14 protein-coding genes and 1 other RNA gene are annotated in these 18,260 nt (G+C 59.3%); 8 read left to right on the top strand and 7 right to left on the bottom strand.

What is annotated here, in order from left to right:
• On the top strand, positions 1–207 hold a 207-nt coding region (locus AB6729_RS18055; RefSeq protein ID WP_371081163.1), incomplete at its 5' end, for a hypothetical protein.
• Positions 204–401: a hypothetical protein gene (locus tag AB6729_RS18050; RefSeq protein ID WP_371083049.1), complete on the top strand. Its 198-nt coding sequence runs from the start codon at positions 204–206 to the stop codon at positions 399–401. The genes AB6729_RS18055 and AB6729_RS18050, both read left to right, overlap by 4 nt.
• A 1,197-nt stretch (positions 402–1,598) precedes the next feature.
• On the opposite strand, the gene AB6729_RS18045 is transcribed toward AB6729_RS18050, so the two are convergent.
• Positions 1,599–1,955 carry a hypothetical protein gene (locus AB6729_RS18045; RefSeq protein WP_371083048.1) on the bottom strand — a complete coding sequence of 119 codons (357 nt, stop codon included), beginning with the start codon at positions 1,953–1,955 and terminating at the stop codon, positions 1,599–1,601.
• Between the two features lie 129 nt (positions 1,956–2,084).
• Positions 2,085–3,890 (bottom strand): translational GTPase TypA, encoded by a 1,806-nt coding sequence (gene typA, locus AB6729_RS18040; RefSeq protein ID WP_371083047.1) that lies wholly within the window; start codon positions 3,888–3,890, stop codon positions 2,085–2,087.
• A gap of 294 nt (positions 3,891–4,184) precedes the next feature.
• Between typA and ffs the strand changes: the two genes are divergently transcribed.
• Positions 4,185–4,282: signal recognition particle sRNA small type (gene ffs / locus AB6729_RS18035), an RNA gene on the top strand.
• 97 nt (positions 4,283–4,379) lie between these two features.
• Positions 4,380–5,396, top strand: a complete 1,017-nt coding sequence (locus AB6729_RS18030; protein ID WP_371083046.1) for a beta-ketoacyl-ACP synthase III — start codon at positions 4,380–4,382, stop codon at positions 5,394–5,396.
• A gap of 324 nt (positions 5,397–5,720) precedes the next feature.
• Here the strand turns inward: AB6729_RS18030 and AB6729_RS18025 are convergent, their stop codons facing one another.
• The 5 genes from AB6729_RS18025 to AB6729_RS18005 form a co-directional block, all read right to left on the bottom strand.
• On the bottom strand, positions 5,721–6,482 hold the full coding sequence (locus tag AB6729_RS18025; protein ID WP_371083045.1) for a TIGR03435 family protein: 762 nt from the start codon (positions 6,480–6,482) through the stop codon (positions 5,721–5,723).
• Between the two features lie 25 nt (positions 6,483–6,507).
• Entirely contained in the window at positions 6,508–7,179 is a 672-nt protein-coding gene (locus AB6729_RS18020) for a YqaA family protein (RefSeq protein ID WP_371083044.1), read from the bottom strand.
• 120 nt (positions 7,180–7,299) lie between these two features.
• Positions 7,300–8,160 (bottom strand): menaquinone biosynthetic enzyme MqnA/MqnD family protein, encoded by an 861-nt coding sequence (locus AB6729_RS18015; RefSeq protein ID WP_371083043.1) that lies wholly within the window; start codon positions 8,158–8,160, stop codon positions 7,300–7,302.
• Between the two features lie 59 nt (positions 8,161–8,219).
• On the bottom strand, positions 8,220–9,824 hold the full coding sequence (locus AB6729_RS18010; protein WP_371083042.1) for an EAL domain-containing protein: 1,605 nt from the start codon (positions 9,822–9,824) through the stop codon (positions 8,220–8,222).
• A gap of 153 nt (positions 9,825–9,977) precedes the next feature.
• A complete protein-coding gene (locus AB6729_RS18005; RefSeq protein ID WP_371083041.1) occupies positions 9,978–12,059 on the bottom strand; it encodes a prolyl oligopeptidase family serine peptidase in 2,082 nt (693 codons plus the stop codon).
• A gap of 140 nt (positions 12,060–12,199) precedes the next feature.
• On the opposite strand from AB6729_RS18005, the gene AB6729_RS18000 reads away from it, so the two are divergent.
• From AB6729_RS18000 to fusA, 4 genes are all read left to right on the top strand, one after another.
• Complete coding sequence (locus AB6729_RS18000) at positions 12,200–14,563, top strand: LssY C-terminal domain-containing protein (RefSeq protein ID WP_371083040.1); 2,364 nt, start codon at positions 12,200–12,202, stop codon at positions 14,561–14,563.
• 222 nt (positions 14,564–14,785) lie between these two features.
• Positions 14,786–15,169: a 30S ribosomal protein S12 gene (gene rpsL / locus AB6729_RS17995; protein ID WP_083343520.1), complete on the top strand. Its 384-nt coding sequence runs from the start codon at positions 14,786–14,788 to the stop codon at positions 15,167–15,169.
• Positions 15,170–15,259: 90 nt separating this feature from the next.
• Complete coding sequence (gene rpsG, locus AB6729_RS17990) at positions 15,260–15,733, top strand: 30S ribosomal protein S7 (protein WP_371083039.1); 474 nt, start codon at positions 15,260–15,262, stop codon at positions 15,731–15,733.
• 160 nt (positions 15,734–15,893) lie between these two features.
• A complete protein-coding gene (gene fusA, locus AB6729_RS17985; RefSeq protein ID WP_371083038.1) occupies positions 15,894–17,984 on the top strand; it encodes an elongation factor G in 2,091 nt (696 codons plus the stop codon).
• Positions 17,985–18,260: the final 276 nt, after the last annotated feature.

Here is an 18,260-nt window from a genome sequence, read left to right as displayed (position 1 = left end):
CTGCCACGCTACGTCGCGGCAGTCAGCAAGGCGTTAGAACGCGGCCAGCTTACAGCACAGGACGCCAGAGCCATGCTCTATGGAGCACAGATGCTACTGGCCGCGTGGAACGCCCTGGGCGATGCACTGCCAGACGACGATCCCAAAACCCGCATCGGCTTCATTCAGGCTGCTGCGGAAGCGGTCATGCGGGTGTCCATCCGATGACGAAGCGCCGCAAAGACAAAACGGGCAGCACGAACCCACCACAGCCAACGCCAGCGCTTGAAGCCTTCGTGGAGCAAGCACGCAATGTCTGCCGCAGCCTTGAACAGCAGGGCTTCCGTGGACTCACGCTGGAGAGCCTTCGCATCCTGATGGAACGATGGCGCGAACTGCGGCAAGTCGAACTGCAACCCTGAAACCCTGACCGGAACCACGCGTACGGCTCCGCAAAATCTATGGCGATGACGCATCGCCGACCACCCCGGTTTGTCTTGCCCGTGCGATGGCACGGGACTGCGCCAAACCTGCGACCTCGCAGTCATGGCACGCCGCCAAGTGAGTAGTCCTTGCCAGCATCATGCGGCGTGCCGGATGGCCTCCGGTGTGCCTGCATTTCGTGGGGGCCCATCCCCACGGCAGTCACCGCTGCCGCTCACCTCCAGCCAAAGAACACACGCGACGAAAAAGTAGAGAAGCTGGCAGCACCCCAACGCGTGTGTTTCTGTGGGCGCTGGACAAGCCAGCGCCGTCTGTTCCCCACCGCACGTTTCCTTCCATGCGGTGGGTTCCCCGGAGCGTGCAAGAAGCTCCAGCCCGAAGCATCATGCGCTCCCCAAAGACCCGCGCCTCGTCCGTGCCACAGGAAACAGCCCGTCGGCGCGGGGTGCTACCAGCATCTCTTTGAAGAAGAAAAAGCCCTGCAAATGGGAGAGGGAGAAGGTGTCGGTCTGGCCGGTAAGAGAGCCAGGCACGGGCAGCCTGGCCACTTCCCCGCGCGGCCACCTGTGCTTCATCTTCTCTGCCGGTTGGTTCCTTTCGGCGTCGCGCCAGGGGCCCCTTCTGTCCAGGCTGCCCGTGCCTGGCTTGAGTGGCAGCAGAAGCGAAAAGCGGTCGTTGCTACCGCAACGATGTGGGGAGAAATCCTGCAAAGGGTTCCGTTCGGAAAGTTCATGGTCTTGCACGCCGGTAAAGGTCGCTTCGCGCCGCGCTGCGGTTGCTGCGCAAACCTTGACTCGACGTGCCCTGAAGCGGCGTTCCGAACGGAACCAAAGGGGAATCAATCATGCGCAAATGCATCGGCTGCAAACAGAAGAGCGAAGACGTTTCGTGGGTGTACGTGGGAAAGAAGGCTGGCCGGATCGGTGGCCGGTTGCTGCTCTGCTCGGCTTGCGCCGAGGCAAAGCAGAATGAAGCGCGAAGCGAATGGTGGAGCAAACGCCGCGAGTGAATCGCGGCAAAAGTGGCTGCACAAAAAGTGCAGCAGGTGTCCACTTTTGTTTGGACACCTGTGCGGACACCGCATAAACTCAGGGCATCGCTAAGCTAACGGGCTTTAAGGTAGATGCGCGGCATCTTCAAAAGCCTACTATCTCGCGAGGATTCTGCAGAATGCGCTAGTTGCGGTAGTCGCGGTAGTGGATCAGTTCGGAGATGCCGATCCACAGATCCAGCACGCCGAGTCCGCTCACCAGTCCGCGTGCCCAACCCTGGATGAGGATAGCGTGGAGGGCGGGGAATTGCAGCAGCAGTTCATTCTGATCCCACATCTGTTTCCACCACGGCAGAACCGCAATCAGCAGGCCCAGATACAGGCAGAAGACGACCAGAACAACCAGCGAAAGCCGTTGCAGCCAGATGGGCGCGGGAGGCGGCCCGATGGGCTCATCCGTGGCGCGCGCGTGCGCTGCTTCCACCCGCGTCGGTTGCGACGGAGAAGAGGCGGCGAACTGTGATTCGGTCGGTGCGGCCATGCAGTCTTTACGCTACCAGAGCAGCGGATTCGGTGCAGGATTCCCGATGGATTACCGGACAGCAGAGCAAAAGAAGAAGCGCAGCGATAGTGGCCGCTGCGCTTCTTCTTTTCGTGCTATTTGTTGCGATTATTCGCTACTGTTGTTGCGGCGCGGACGGCGGTTTGCCTGCAGCACCTTCTTACGCATGCGCAGCGACTTCGGAGTCACTTCGACCAGTTCGTCGTCCGCGATGAATTCGATGCACTGCTCCAGCGTGAGCTGCTTGTAGGGAACGAGACGGAGTGCTTCGTCAGCAGAAGAAGCACGCATGTTGGTCAGCTTCTTTTCGCGGACAGCGTTTACGTCCAGGTCATTGTCGCGGCTGTTTTCGCCGACGATCATGCCTTCGTATACGTCCACGCCATCGCCCATGAACAGAACGCCGCGCTCCTGCAGGCCGTTCAGCGCATACGTGGTGGTAACGCCCGTACGATCGCTGATCAGAGCGCCCGTGGGACGCTGCGGAATCTCGCCCTGGTACGCAATGTAGCCGTCAAACAAGGTGTTCATCACGATGGTGCCGCGGGTTTCGGTCAGCATCTCCGAACGCAGGCCGATCAGGCCACGCGAAGGCACTTTAAACTCCATGCGCACGCGCGAGTCGCCGCTCATCTTGATCATTTCGCCCTTGCGGGGTCCAAGCTTCTGGATCACGGTGCCGCTGAACTCGTTGGGCACGTCGATCGTGACGTACTCCACCGGCTCCATCAACTGGCCGTCAATACGCTTGGTTACGATCTCAGGACGTCCAACGGTAAGCTCAAAGCCCTCGCGGCGCATCATTTCAATCAAAACGGCAAGTTGCAGTTCGCCACGGCCCAGCACCTTGAACGTGTCAGGGCTTTCGGTGTCTTCCACGCGGATCGACACGTTCGTCTGCAGTTCCTTGTCCAGACGCTCACGCAGATTACGGCTGGTGACGTACTGGCCTTCGCGGCCCGCAAACGGCGAATTGTTCACCGAGAACTGGATCGCAATCGTCGGCTCATCAATGACGATGGGCGGCAGCGGCGCGGGGTTCTCAATGCTGGTGATCGTCTCACCAATCGTCAGACCGGCAACGCCGGCAACGGCGATGATGTCGCCCGTCGTGGTCTGTTCAATGTCCGTACGCTTCAGGCCGCTGAAGCTGAATAGTTTGGTGATCTTCACGGGTGCCAGTGTGCCGTCCACGCGTGCAATGTTCACCATGTCGCCGGTCTTCAGCGTGCCGTTGAAGACGCGTGCAATACCCAGGCGGCCCAGGTAATCGCTGTAATCCAGGTTCGTCACCAGAATCTGCAGCGGGCCATCCGGATCGCCGGTCGCAGGCGGAATGGTCTTCACAATGGTTTCAAACAATGGCTGCAGATCGGTGCCGGGGGTTGCCAGATCCATGGTCGCGGTACCGGCCTTGCCGTTGGTGTACACCACGGGAAAGTCGAGCTGATCTTCTTCAGCATCCAGGTCGATGAACAGGTCATAGACCTCGTTCAGCACTTCCTGCGGACGTGCATCGGGACGGTCGATCTTGTTGACGACCAGCACCGGCTTCAGGCCAGCGGCAAGCGCCTTGCCCAGCACAAAACGTGTCTGCGGCAGAGGGCCTTCGGATGCGTCGACGAGCAGAACCACGCCGTCCACCATCTTCAGAGCGCGTTCCACTTCGCCGCCAAAGTCGGCGTGGCCCGGTGTGTCGACGATGTTGATCTTGCCGTCGCCGTAGTTGACGGCGGTATTTTTGGCGAGAATGGTGATGCCGCGCTCGCGTTCCAGGTCGTTCGAGTCCATGACGCGGTCGGCGACTGCTTCATTAGCCCGGAAGGTGCCGCTCTGCCGCAGCATGGCGTCCACAAGGGTGGTCTTGCCGTGATCGACGTGCGCAATGATGGCGATGTTGCGAATCGTGCTCAAACTTTTGGTTCCTTATCGTTTCGCGAGTGGTGTCGCGAGAATCTTGCAGGCGCACGCGTGAATTCAGAATGAACACGCCGTGGGCAGACAGAGGGAAACGCACAGACTAGGCACCTGGAACTGATCCCGGGGACTCCGCGCGCATCCTTTCCAGTCTACAGGACGACGGGCCAGTGCACCTTTGTTGTCGCAAGTTTGTCTGTCGTTCCCGTTCGCGTGCTTTTCCTCAGCCATAGTTTTTCACCGTGTCGGAGCGGGCGGTCTGCATCGCCGATCTTTGGTAGACTAGGTCAGTGCCGGGTCCTACGCGACTCACTCTCACAAACCCCGCCAGGCCCGGAAGGGAGCAACGGTAGTGAGCTCTTGAGTGCGCAGTGGGTTACCCGGCGCTTTTCTTTTTGCAGTGCTTTGTGGATGCGAATGATGGCAGGGGTATGCTGTTGACTGACGTCGGCATGCCTTGCGGCCTGTCGCGTGGAGGTCGGTTCGTTGAGTTTGGAGTTAAAGTCGCGGTCTGCAGTCCGCGCAAAAATTTCGTCGGTGGGAACGTACGTTCCGGAACGCATTTTGACCAACGCCGACCTGGAAAAGATGGTCGAGACCAACGACCAATGGATTCTGGAACGGACTGGCATCCGCGAACGTCACATGGCCGCAAAAGGGCAGGCGACCAGCGATCTGGCTGTTGAGGCCGCGAAGGATTGCCTGGCGAAGCGCGGTATAGACCCCAGCGAAGTGGACTGCATCATCGTGGGAACCGTGACGCCAGACATGCTGTTCCCGGCGACCGCCTGCCTGGTGCAGGCGAAGCTGGGTGCCACAAAGGCATGGGGATTTGACCTGAGCGCGGCGTGCTCGGCCTTTACGTATTCGCTGCAGGTGGGCGCGAAATTTATCGAGAGCGGCACGCACAAGAAGGTGCTGGTCATCGGCGCGGACACGATGAGTTCCATCGTGGATTACACGGATCGTTCCACGTGCATTCTGTTTGGCGACGGCGCGGGATGCGTTCTGCTGGAGCCGTGTGAAGAAGGCGAAGTGGGCCTCATTGACTTCCATCATGAAGTGGATGGAACGGGCGGAACGGCATTGCAGATGCCCGCAGGTGGCAGCCTCAAGCCATCCAGCCACGAGACGGTGGATGCACGCGAACATTTCATCCGGCAGGACGGACAGACGGTGTACAAGTTCGCCGTACGCAAGATGATGGAAGCCAGCGAAACCGTGCTTGCGCAGAATGGCGTGGCCGGTACGGAGATCGCCGCATTCATTCCGCACCAGGCGAACAAGCGCATTATCCTGGCCACGGCAGAGCGTCTGGGCATGCCGCTGGAGCGCGTTGTTATCAACATTGATCGCTACGGCAACACGACCGGCGGAACGATTCCGCTGGCTATGGGAACGGCTCTGGAAGAAGGACGCCTGAAGAAGGGCGACCTGGTTCTGCTGGCATCGGTGGGTGCCGGGTTTACCGTAGGCGCAACGCTGCTCCGCTGGGAGTTCTAGGCACTTCGTGCCGTTCTCGACGTTGCTTTCGCGACGTGTTTCGTGCCACTTACAGCTGTTGAAGAAGCCCGGCCTCGCGCCGGGCTTTTTGCGTTTGTGGCCGGGATGGGGAAGAAGCAGACCTTTCGGGTTGATACGCTTCGCTCAGGATGACGAACTTCGTTCGTACGATCGCTCCTTCGGAGCGATACCCAGGTTAGCTTCGCGAACCTGGGGCACCCGGGTTTGGTGGCAGAAAGCTATAAGCGGTGGTGGCGCCCGGTGGGTTCGTTGGGATTCTTCGCTTCGCTCAGGCTAACGACGTTATCGAGGACGGATTGCGTTCTAGTTGGCGGTGGGATCGGTTATTTTGTCGATGATGATGACAGGTGCAGGAGCTTTGGTGGCGGTGAGTTTCAGACCCAGCTGCTGGCGGATGGCGGTGAAGAGGCCGGGGTACTCGGTGGCGGTGGCGCTGGTGTCTGCTGCTGCATCATCCGGGGTGAAGTGGATGTCCATGTCGAAGTGGCCGGTGATGCCGGTTCTGTCGAGGACGGGACGGTTGGTGACGAAACGCTGGAGGTAGGCCGCGAGTTCTCGCAGGGCGCCGTTGCCGACGAAGAGATGGCCCTTATCGTAGCCGCCGGTGGTCATGGGCATGGTTTGTTCGGTGGGCTTGAGGTGTGGGGTGTCGGCGGTGAGGACGTAGACGGGGAGCTCGCGCGTGTCCGGGTGGAAGGTGAGGCCGAAGCGGTCGGCGAGGAGGTTGCGGAGCATTTGCTTGAGCAGGTCTGCGTTGGGTTTTGTGGGTGTGTCTGCGCTGACGACGGCGTTGATGGCGTAGCCGCGATGCATGAGGTCTTCCGGGCCGCTGATGATCTGGTCGCCGTGGAGTCCGTAGGCGTACTTGAGCAGATCGGTGACAGACGTGTTCTGGGTGAAGACCTGCGTGAAGCTGGCGAGGAAACGGATGCCGGAGTTTTCGCCGGGAGTGCCGGGCTTGATGGTGGCAACTTCAAAGCGGGCGTCGGGCGGTGCGGTCAGCGGTGTTTGCGCGAGGGCGGTGGTGGTGACGGCCAGAGTAAAGGCGAGGATTGCCGGACGCATGAGAACCCCCTGAAGTGAGGGTACCTCAGGCGGCTGCGGCGGTGGATGGAGTTGCACTCTGTTGGTGAAGGCGGTTCTGGCGCAGTTTCACAATGGCGTAGATAGCGCCGAAGAGGACTGATCCCCATACCGCCACCAGCAGAATCCACCCGTATTTCTCAGCGAAATGAAGATAGGCCCGCATGATGTGTCGACCGTAATGCATGCCGAGCCACGCAAAGAAAGCATGACGAAAGAACCGGCTGATGGTGAAGCTGGAATAGAACTTTGACGGCGGCATCTTCAATGCGCCCGCCGCGATGAGAAACGGCATGAGCGGCGCGGGTGGCGGAAGAATCGCAGGTAGTGCGGTGGACAGGATGGCGTGTTCCTCTGTCCAGCGACGCATCCGATCACGGAATCGCTGCGGCACATATCTATCCATAAGTGCGAAACCGCCGATGCGGCCTGCATGATACGAAATGGCCGCGCCGACGACGGAGCCCAGCGTGGCAATGAGGGTGACCACGAGCCACTCCTGTCGCTGGGCGGCGAGCAGCGTGACAAGGATGTCGGAGGAGCCGGGGATGGGCAGCGGGATCGGCGAGGAATCAATAACGCTGATGAAGAACAGGCCCAGCAGCCCCAAACTGAAGAAGTAGCGCGTGACGCGATTGGTCGGCGTGTAGGCGTGGCGATGCTTTATGCCGTTTGCCAAGGGGTTTTTGAGCAGAGCCATCATCCTAATTGGTTAGGACGCGTTTTTCTGTCGCGAAGTCTCGCTGGATGGTCATTTGACACTCGCTTGTTTTGCGAGTGCTTCTGGGAGTCGCAGGTGTTACTTCGGCTCGTTCAGGAGCTGGAACCTGTAGGCGGGCAGAATTTCGGTCTTTTCCGCGAGATAGAAGAAGCGGTGGATCGCTGTGAGGCACTCCGCGTCGAGGATGTAGTGGATGTTTTCTGAGAGATAGTGACGCATGGTCTCCGGCAACAGCGGCAGGCGGGGTGTCCATTCTTTGACCAGGTCTTCGATGTGTTCCAGCCCGGCATCGCGCGATTGCTGAAGATCGCGGGTGAGTCGCTGTGGCGTAATGCCGGTTTCTTCCAGGGCTGCGGTGCGAACGGCCCAAACCGCAGCTACCCACGGAAGCTGCGTGTGTTTGCGCCAGAGCTTCGCAACGTCAATCCAGGTGTGGTCGGGGAAGTGGTGCTGGCGATTGTGTTCTTCCAGGGCCAGCAGAGCGGGATCGCCGATGAGCAGGGCCGCGTCGCTGGTGGTGAGCATGTGCGCCAGGTTCGCGTCTTCTTCGTGTACGGTCGGCGTATTGCCGTAGAAGTGTTTCAGAAGCAGCCGGATATAGGCGGCAGAAGACCGTGAGGCGGCATCCGTGGCCAGTGTGCGAATCTCTTCCAGCTTCATGCCGGGACGTACGACGAGTTGAATGGAGCGGACAGCCTCCAGCGATGCGATGGTGCATCCGGGAACGGCGGTAATGCCGGGAATGAGCGGCAGTGACGCGATCGGCACCAGGCCGAGGTCGGCCTCTCCGCTGGCCAACTGCGCAGCGCACTGCGAGGGCAAAGTGTAGTGGATGTCGTAGCGGGCGGCGAGGCGCTCCCGTTGCGGCGCGTGCTCAAAGTCATAAAGCAGCGGCGCGGGGTTCAGGAAGCTGATGGCGGCGATACGAAGTTTCTTCACAACATAAGATTCGATGACCTGCGGGTCATTTTTGGTGCGAAATCTGGAAATGAGGCGTTTTATGTTGCATCTGCGGATTCCCCCTGGCGGTCCGACACCGGTGAAACTGCATTGCGACGTGTTCGGTGGGTATGAAAGTAACGAAGGAACTCTCTATCTGGCATAGCCCTGGCAAACAACCATCCCTGCCCGAACTGAACGCCTTGACGGCGGCAGAATGCGGCCTGGTCTTCCATTTCAATGCCTTCCGCAATGAGCTGTAAATTTAGCTGGCAGGCCATCTCAATGATGTGCGGTGTTACCAGGCTGGTTGCGGAGTCCGTGCCAATGGCGTCAACAAACGACTTGTCGATCTTGAGGATATCGAGCGGCAAAGAACTCAGCAGGGAGAGGCTGGAATAGCCTGTGCCGAAGTCGTCGATCAGGATGGAATGACCGTTGCGACGCGCTCGCATGAGAGATTTGCGTGCCACATCAGGGTGCATGAAAGCACGTTCCGTAACTTCCAGCCAGATGCGGCTCGGATTGATATTATTCGCACGCAAAATGGCGAACAGGGAGTCCAGCGGGCGCCCGGTTTCAGCATCCTCCGCCGATAGATTGATCGCAATGTGGAAGCCGGATTCGCTGCGCAGCAGGCGCCCCATGTTGCGTACCACGTCCTGAATGACCAGATCCGTAATGCCTGCGATAAGACCGCTCTGTTCCGCCAGTGGGATGAAGAGGTCAGGAGCCATCAGAGTACCGTCGGGCTGCTTCCACCGGACAAGGGCCTCTGCGCCAACGCACCGTCCTGTTTCCAACTCCACAATGGGCTGGTAATAGGCGACGAATTCACGTTTGCGGATCGCGGTCTGAAGCTCCGCGACAGGGGAAAGACGGTGGCGAAGTGCCACTATAACGGAACCCGCCACAATTGCCGCAAGCACCAGACCCAGGGGCAGAAGATAAAACCGCTGGCGGCGAAAGGCGACATCTGTGTAACTGCTGTCCTCAATGGCTACGCCGACCCAGTCCGGCGTGCGGAAGCTGGAATAGATCAGGTTGCCCACCTTGCCCATAGGAGCACCGACAATGGCCTGTCGGACGACGCCCACGGCTGGACTGTTGAACATGGCCATGACGTTGCCTCTGCCATCGGCCAACGCCAGCGACATATTGTTTTCCGTGGGGATATCGATCATCAGATTGGCGTCGATCTGGGCAAAGTGTGACCTGGACGCCATAGTCACCACTCGCGGGACACCCGTGGCCTTCGGAGCTGACCGGACACGAATCCCAATGCCTGACTTTGTCACATAGTTCGCAGGCCTTTCTGGTACTGGCTTATCGACAATTCCCCATGAGGTGCAGACCACCGAGCCATTTACATAAAAGCCCATCTCATCCACGGTACGGTGCAGGAGTACCGCATCCCGCATCGCATCGATATGTTCCCTGGAGCAGTCTGGGAAATGCCTCGGCTCCAACTGATTCAGAGCGGAGGTTGCATCGTCGAGCGTGGATTGCGCCCGCTGTACTGTCCATCGCGCGTACCGGGTCAGGTGTTCATGTTCCAGTTCAAGCGCGCGGTTGCGGCTGAAGTAATACAGGGCGGCGGGCGGCACAATGCCCGATACACAGGCAAGGATGGTACCTCCGACGATGAGCTGCAGACGTGTCATAGGGATCTCAGGACGCCCCCTTGCTGCTTCAACGTCTGCCGGTATACCACGGCACCATGTGTGTGTCTGCTGTCTGTTTTGCCCGTATTTACTCGGCAACGAAAAGGGCGGATGCGAATCGGTGTTCGCATCCGCCCTGTTGTTTTTTTGCGACTACTTCATGTTGTCTTCAAACCATGCAACCGTACGTGCTGTGCGGTCCTGGTTGTGCAGCGGGTTGGAGAAGCCGTGGCCCTCGTTGGGATAGACCACCAGCTCCGTCTTCTTGCCGAGAGCTTTCAGCGCGTGCCACATCTCATAGCTCTGCGGTGCGGGGCATTCGCCGTCGCGATCACCCACAAGGATGAGTTCCGGTGTCTCCACATTCTTGATGAAGTTGATCGCGGAAGATTTCGCGTAGGCTTCGGGTGCGTCATAGACGCTGGCTCCGAAGAACGGGACCATCCATTGGTCGATGGAGTTTTCGCCGTAGTAGCTCTGCCAGTTGCTGATGCCAGCACCCGCAACGGCGGCGCGGAAGCGATGCGTCTGCGTGATGGCGAACATGCTCATGAAGCCGCCGTAGCTCCAGCCGGTAAGGCCCAGGCGATGGTCGTCGACGGAGTATTGCTTCTCGACGGTGTCGATGCCTTTCAGGATGTCGCGAAGATCGCCGTAGCCGAAGTCCTTACGGTTGGCCTGCACGAAGGCTTCACCCTGACCGAATGAGCCGCGCGGGTTGGCGGTGAAGTAGAAGTAGCCGAGGTGCGCGTACAGACCCGCCCCTGCACCACCGAAGGACGGACCAACCTGTGACGAGGGGCCTCCGTGAACGCTGACGATCATGGGGTACTTCTTCGCCGGATCGTAGTTCTCCGGAAGCGTGAGCCAGCCCTGTACGTGATAGCCCTCGTTGTCCCACTCAAGAGAAAGGGTCTTTGTGGCGGGTTTGGTTGCGTTGACGTTCAGGCGCGTGACGGCATTGGCCCCATGCGTGGTGCCGATGTAAATCTCGGGTGCTTGTTCCGGTCCAGCGGAAACGAACGCTGCGATCTTCGCCGAGGGGGAGAACGAAAAGGATGCTGCGGCGCGACCGCTGGCAACGGATTGCTGCGCCGTCCAGAGTTGCAGGACTTCCGTCTTGTTGGTGCCGAGAACGCCGAGGTGCGTTTTGCCGGACTGATAGGCAGAGAACAGGATGTGATCGGAGTCAGCCCACGCAACGTAAACGGGCGTGTCTTTGCGGCCGGGTGTCAGGTTCTGCAGGCCGTTGCCATCGGCGCTCATCAGGTAGATGTCGCCACCGGTGGAACCCTGATCGGACATCAGGCCGCCGATGAAAGCGATGTTCTTGCCATCCGGCGAATAGCGCGGCACGGCGATCTGCAGGCCGTGAAGTGAGCCGCCCACCGTGACGGGATTCAGGATAGATTTTGCTGCATCCGGCTGACCGGTGGGCGCGATGTACATCTGCGCAATCCACCAGGTGTTTTCGCCCGGCGGGTTCGACGCGATGAAGGCGATGTGTTTTGCATCGGGTGCCCAGTCGTACTCGTAGGCGTGCAGAGTCTTCGGCGTGAGGATGGTGAGGTCGCCGGTCTTGATGTCAGCGGAAGCGACCCACTGAATCTCCACGCCGTCCTGACCAACGATGCCTGCAGGCGGTTTCATGGCGGCGAGAGCGCCTGCCGAACGCGTGGCGTTTTCCACGTAGAGGAAGGCGATGGAGGAGCCGTCCGGTGCCCAGGTGGGCGAGGTGAGCGTGCCCTTGATGTGGGTAAGCTGCTTTACCGCTCCGTCTGCGGAACGAAGCCAGAGCTGCGGCTGGCCGTCGGCGCAGGTGGCCACGAAGGCAAGGGTATGACCATCGTGTGACCAGCGCGGGCTGCTGCTGGAGCATCCTTCGCCAGCGGTGATGGCCGGTTCTGTGGGATTGGGTGCGAGCGCTTCACTGATATGAAGCTGCATACCGCCGCGTCCGCGTCCATTGCGTCCGCCGCCTGCTGCGGTGGGTTCGGCGGCGGCCAGCCACGCAAGTTTCTTGCCGTCGGGAGACAGCTCGACCGCACCAATCTGCCGGACAGGAGTACCGCTGCGCTGGGCCTGTTCATACTCGGCGATCCGCGGATCAGGATGGTCGAAGAACTTCATCTCCGGCGTGAAGACATTGGTGGTTTCGCTGCCGGGGCGCTGGGCTGTGGCAGATAGAAGAAGGCTGGCAGCAAGTGTGGCCGCAAAGAAGAATCTGGAACGCATGGAATGAAGGCTAGCAGAGAATGGAGTCGCATTTAGCGCCGCGACGTGGCCTCACACCAAACTGGCATGGGTCCGCCGAAGCGCGGCGTTTAAGATGGCACCGTCACACAAAAAAACTGAAAACGATGGGACAGAGGTCGTTGAGAACGCTCGTGTATGTGGTTCGCCGCGTGATGGAATTGGGCGCGTTTGCGCTGTTGTGTGGTGGGGCGGCGGCACAGGTGGTGCTGCCGGAAAGGACTCCGCTTGAGATCCGACTGACGGAACGTGTGGGCACACATACATCCAAGGAAGGCTCGCCGGTGCGAGCGATTCTTGCTGCGCCCGTGCTGCAGGGTGACAAGGTCGTGCTGCCGCTGGGTAGCAAGGTGGAAGGCCGCGTGGTTCATTTGAATAGCGTGGGACTCGGCCTACGGCATGAGACGTCGTCCATTGGTCTGGAGATGGATCGCATCACGCTGCCGGATGGCACGGTGGTGCCCATTACGGCAAAGGTGGCGCAGATTGAGAATTCGCGCGAGGTGGTGCAGAAGGATGGGCGCATTGCCGGTGTGCGGTCGACGTCGACGCTGAGCCATCGTGCTTCCGGAGCTGTGGGCACTCTGGCGTTCAGCAACCCAGTGGCATTGGTGTTTACGACGGCTTCGTCTGCATCGTTGCTGCGGTTTTCCGATCCTGAAATCTCGCTTCCGGCGAATGCGGAGTTGATTTTGCTGACCACGGCTCCCTTGCAGGTGGGAATCGGTGAGGAGCCGGGAATCGCTGCGGTTGCGGATGACGAGGCGACCACCACGAAGTTGCAGGCGATGATTCGCAAACAGCCGTTCCGCACCATGACGACGCCGAAGCCGGTGCCGTCGGACATCACGAACCTGATGCTGATCGGCAATGGCGACGCGATCATGCGAGCGTTCCAGGCGGCGGGATGGATGCAGGTGGATAACCTGACGGCGACGTCGACGTACCAGACGATTCGTTCTATCTCAGAGCAGGAGGCGTATCACACGGCGCCGATGTCACTGCTGCTGCTGGATGAAAGAAAGCCGACGTATGCGCTGGCGAAGACGCTGGACACGTTCTCCAAGCGGCATCACCTTCGCGTGTACCCCACGAATGATCAGTGGGGTGGCGAGCGTGTGTGGCTGTCCTCTTCAACGCAGGATATTGGGATTGGGTTTTCAAAAGATCAGAAGACGTTCATTCACCAGATCGACCACAACATTGATCACGAACGCACGAAGGTCGTGAATGACCTGATGCTGACTGGGTGCGTGAGCGGGCTGAACCTGGCGGCAAGGCCGTGGCTACCGGAGCATCCGAAGAACGGCACGGGTGAAGATATTGTGACGGACGGGCGGATCGCGGTGATCCGGCTCAATGATTGCGCGACCCCGCTGCATGTTCCGTCGAAGGAGCAGACGGCACAGGTTCCGGTTCATCCCAATGTCGCAACGAAAGCGACACGGCAGACGACGCTGACGTTGCGGAATATGGTGCTGCGCGACAACCTGGTGGTAACCGCGTACGGCGGAGTGAAACAGGGGCTGGGGCTGAAGCACCCCAAGCCGCCGGAGCAGCCGATTCCTACCGAATCTGTGATCGACATGAACCGGTATGCCATTGGGCATTCAGAATCTGCGGTGCATGAGGCGAGTACGGAAACTCCCATCAGCCCGGATTTTTCTGCGGATCCCGTCACGAAGACAAAATCGGGTCTGCCGCGTTACTCGGTGGAACTCGGCATTCACAGCGGCTACGCTGGCTATGCCGGTGGCAATGGCGGTGCGGTTGGTTATGTGTTTCTGCCAGATGATTTGATCAACGATCCGGCCTACATCCTGGCGCTGGGCAATGAGCATTCGGCGGGGTGGAACCTGGGGGGCTCGGTCACGCTGAACACACACGAACACCTGTCGCATGAGTTCACGTTTGACTACAACCGCACCGGCTTCCAGTTGCAGTTTGCGGATTTGAACCCTGCGGTAAGCGGGGATGAGACAGACCCGACGACTGCGGCGCAATTTGCGTTTGATGAGGCGACGCTTTCTACGACGGAGTTTGGGTACAACCTGCAGTACCACCTGAAGCGGCGGGATTCACGCTGGAGGCCCTATGTATTTGCAGGGCCGTCACTGCGGTTGATGCATATGACCGATGCGCCGATCACGAAGGCATCGCCCTGGTTCAAGCTGGGGTTAAGCACGGTGGGTATTCTGACCGCCGCGTGGAAATACGGCACCACGCCTCCGCTGGAAGGTGGCGGCGTCTTCCAGGTGGGTCTGCAGTATGGCGGCGGCGTGAAATATCGGATGTCGCGACGGTTGCTGATGCGGGCGGATTATAAGGAGACGCTGACGGGGCAGCCGGATTTCTGGTCTAAGTCGAAAAATGACATTTTCGATACGAGCGACCTGCCGGGATACAGTCTGACAGTGCTGGGTCCGATTCAGGATGGGCCAATGCGCCAGCAGCGGGTAACGATGGGTGTTTCGTTTGTCTTCTAGGCAATCTGGGCGCGTTCCTGATTGACGTGCAGTACCCTTCTTGGTACAGTGGAAGGGTTCCGAGGTTTCCCGCCCGTGGTGCGTCTTGACGTGCTGGTGGGTGGGAGGGGATCGCAGGTGCCATGCGCCGCGGCTCGTCATGAGAAAGCCTGATTGCCCTCCGGCGGTTGGTGCAGACACCCAAAGTTCAGAAGTCAAGTTAAGCAGTTTCAGGGAGTTATCGTGCCTACGTTTCATCAGCTTGTAAAGAAGGGCCGCACTGCGCCGAACTATAAGACGGCCAGCCCGGCATTGCAGGGATCGCCGCAGCGCCGCGGTGTGTGCACTCGTGTGTACACCCAGACGCCGAAGAAGCCGAACTCGGCTCTCCGTAAGGTTGCGCGTGTTCGCCTGACCAATGGCATTGAAGTCACCTCGTACATTCCGGGTGAAGGCCACAACCTGCAGGAGCACTCGATTGTGCTGATCCGCGGTGGCCGTGTGAAGGATCTGCCAGGTGTGCGTTACCACATCGTTCGCGGCACGCTGGACAGCGTGGGCGTGGCGAAGCGTACGCAGAGCCGCAGCAAGTACGGCGCAAAGCGTCCGAAGCAGGCAGCGAAGTAGTTGAGTTTGACCGTCCGGGATACGGACGGTCCATAGGCCCAGATTGCTTGAGAAGTCCACGGCGCTGGGGGAAGAAGAAAGAAGAGAAAGATGCCACGTAAAGGTCATATTGCAAAGCGCGAAGTAGCACCGGATCCGGTGTACTCGTCCACACTGGTAACGAAGTTCGTCAACAGCATGATGTGGGGCGGTAAGAAGTCAACGGCGCAGAAGATTTTCTACGCAAGCATGACGGGCCTGGAAGCCAAGGGCGGCGGAGAAGATGCGTTGACGCTGTTCAAGAAGGCTGTTGAGAACGTGAAGCCCCTGCTGGAAGTGAAGAGCCGCCGTGTTGGCGGTGCGAACTACCAGGTGCCGATCGAAGTGAATCCGGAGCGCCGCACCTCGCTGGCGATCCGCTGGCTGGTGAGCTATGCTCGCTCGCGCGGCGAGAAGGGCATGGTCGACAAGATGACGGCCGAGCTGCTGGATGCTGCGAATGGCCGTGGCGCTGCGATGAAGAAGAAGGAAGACGTGCACCGTATGGCCGAGGCGAACCGTGCCTTCGCGCACTATCGCTGGTAGTCACGTCTGGTTAACTTACTCCGCAGTAAGTTGACATGAAGTTGTAACAAGCACGAAATAACTTGGGACCCAGATTCAGGAGTAAGTCAGGCGGGCTGGCTTACTCCTGAACCTGCGAAGGACAGCGGACGTCATAAGTTCCGCAGAAGAGACAAATTACGTGGCACGCACAATTGCTCTGAATAAATGCCGCAACATCGGCATCATGGCTCATATCGACGCGGGCAAGACGACGACGACCGAGCGCATCCTGTTCTACACCGGTGTCAACCACCGTATTGGCGAAGTGCACGAAGGCACCGCGACGATGGACTGGATGGAGCAGGAGCAGGAGCGCGGCATCACGATCACGTCGGCTGCAACGACGTGCATGTGGAACAACTACCGCATCAACATCATTGACACCCCCGGCCACGTGGACTTCACGGCGGAAGTGGAGCGTTCGCTGCGCGTTCTGGACGGCGCTGTGGCCTGCTTCGACGCTGTTGCCGGTGTGCAGCCGCAGTCGGAGACGGTGTGGCGCCAGGCGACCAAGTACAAGGTTCCGCGTATCTGCTTCATCAACAAGATGGACAAGAACGGCGGCGACGCCGAGTACGCTACCGGCACCATCCGTGAGCGCCTGGGCGCGAACGCGATCATGCTGCAGCTTGCGATTGGTGCAGAGGCGAAGTTCGCCGGCGTGATCGACCTGGTGGAGATGAAGGCGATTCTGTGGCACGACGAAACCATGGGCGCGCAGTACGACGTGGAAGAGATTCCTGCGGCGCAGCTTGAAAAGGCGAAGGAATTCCGCCAGCACCTGATCGAGGCAGTTGCCGACAGCGATGACGCGCTGATGGAGAAGTACCTGGAAGGCGAAGAGCCTACCGTGGAAGAGCTGAAGTCGGCGATCCGCAAGGCGACGATCGGCATGAAGATCTTCCCGGTGCTGATGGGTTCGTCGTTTAAGAACAAGGGCGTGCAGACGCTGCTGGATGCAGTCATTGATTACCTGCCCAGCCCACTGGACATTCCGCCGATGGTGGGCCACGATCCGGAAGATCCGGAAGTGGAAATCATCCGCAAGGCTGATGACAGCGAGCCGTTCTCCGCGCTCGGATTCAAGATCATGACCGACCCGTTCGTGGGTCAGTTGATCTTTATCCGTAACTACTCGGGCACGCTGAAGACGGGCGACTCGGTTCTGAATCCGCGTACGCGCAAGACGGAGCGCATTGGCCGTCTGCTGAAGATGCATGCGAATAAGCGCGAAGAGATCACGGAGATCCTGGCCGGTGATATCTGCGCCGCCGTGGGTCTGAAGAACCTCGTCACGGGCGATACGATCTGCACGGAAAAGGCACCGATTGTTCTGGAGTCCATCGACTTCCCGAATCCGGTGATTGAAGTTGCCGTGGAGCCGAAGACGAAAGCCGATCAGGAAAAGATGGGTATGGCGCTGGCCAAGCTTGCGCAGGAAGATCCTACCTTCCGCGTGCGCACGGACCAGACGAACGGCCAGACCATCATCTCTGGCATGGGCGAGCTTCACCTGGAAATCATCGTCGACCGCATGATGCGCGAGCACAAGGTGGAAGCGAACGTTGGTAAGCCGCAGGTGAACTACCGCGAGACCATCAAGAGCAACGCGGAAGCGGAAGGCAAGTACATCCGTCAGTCGGGTGGTTCGGGTAACTACGGCCACGCGAAGATCCGTATCGAACCGAACGAGACCGGTAAGGGCTACGAGTTCTCGAACGACACCAAGGGCGGTGCGATTCCGAAGGAATACATCAAGCCGATCGACCAGGGCATCCAGGAAGCAATGGCTGGTGGTGTGCTCGCGGGTTACGAGATGGTGGACATCAAGGTGAGCCTGTATGACGGTTCGTACCACGATGTCGACTCGAACGAAATGGCATTCAAGATCGCCGGTTCGATGGCGTTCAAGGAAGCTGCCCGCAAGGCGAAGCCGGTTCTGCTGGAGCCGGTAATGGCTGTCGAAGTGACCGTTCCCGAGGACTACATGGGAACTGTGATCGGCGATCTGAACTCGCGTCGCGGACGCATTGAAGGTATGGAGATGCAGGGTGGCGTTCAGGCCATCAAGGCAACTGTGCCGCTAAGCACGATGTTCGGCTACGCCACCAACCTGCGTGGTTCCACGCAGGGCCGCGGTAACTTCTCGATGGAGTTCAAGCAGTACGAGGAGACCCCGCGCAACGTGAGCGAAGAGATCATCGCGAAGACGCAGGGTAAGGAAAAGTAGGACTGCGCGTTTCTCGTTTCTCACGTCCTTCTCGCTGTTCTCGTATATCGGGAGTAGCGAGGGAAACGAATCACGTGAGCAACGAAGGAATCGCGACAGGAGTTTCAAGAAGGGCACGGCTTCGGCTGTGCCCTTCCGTAAGTTCACGAGGTTTTTATCTCGACGAAGTAAGTTTCATACTTTGCCCACAGGGCATGAGGGAGCAAGAGAGCAATGGCGAAGGAAAAATTTGATCGTAGTAAGCCGCATGTAAACGTTGGGACGATTGGTCATATT

Source organism: Terriglobus sp. RCC_193 (assembly GCF_041355105.1).
Lineage (GTDB): Bacteria > Acidobacteriota > Terriglobia > Terriglobales > Acidobacteriaceae > Terriglobus.
Note: the sequence above shows the minus strand (reverse complement) of the source record. Positions and strands in the feature narration are given on the sequence as shown.